Source organism: Staphylococcus pasteuri (assembly GCF_030547725.1).
Taxonomy (GTDB): domain Bacteria; phylum Bacillota; class Bacilli; order Staphylococcales; family Staphylococcaceae; genus Staphylococcus; species Staphylococcus pasteuri.
In genome coordinates this window covers 1-343 of sequence record NZ_JAUOQO010000109.1, presented here as the reverse complement: position 1 = coordinate 343, position 343 = coordinate 1, and the positions used below count along the sequence as shown (strand labels likewise).

The 343-nt window shown below is 39.1% G+C and carries 1 protein-coding gene; it reads left to right on the top strand.

Going from position 1 to position 343, the window contains the following annotated elements; all coding sequences use genetic code 11:
- Nucleotides 1-146 precede the first annotated feature (146 nt).
- Nucleotides 147-343: hypothetical protein (locus Q4528_RS13015; protein ID WP_303521901.1), on the top strand; the 197-nt coding region annotated here is incomplete at its 3' end.

Here is a 343-nt window from a genome sequence, read left to right as displayed (position 1 = left end):
AATCTAAAGTTAGGTCACTGCAAACTTGGTATGAACAATGACCCTGGATTTAAAAATTCTTCGTATCAATCTTCAGCTTAATATTTGCCTATCTCTCCTTCCCTCAACTATTTTTAGCTAAGCGAATCTGAAACAAGGGAAGAGCTTTGTTAGAACTCGAATTTATTACTCAAATATCCCAAGACTCTGCTGTCGAATTCACTAAGTCTGCCCACTTTAACCAAGCCTTAGATACCTTGAGCCAACTACTCGATAGCCCTTATTTAAGCCTTAGCCATATTTATAATGACAAAGACAATCACGAGTTACAGTTAAGCAGTTGCCGCTATCACCAGCCCACAGC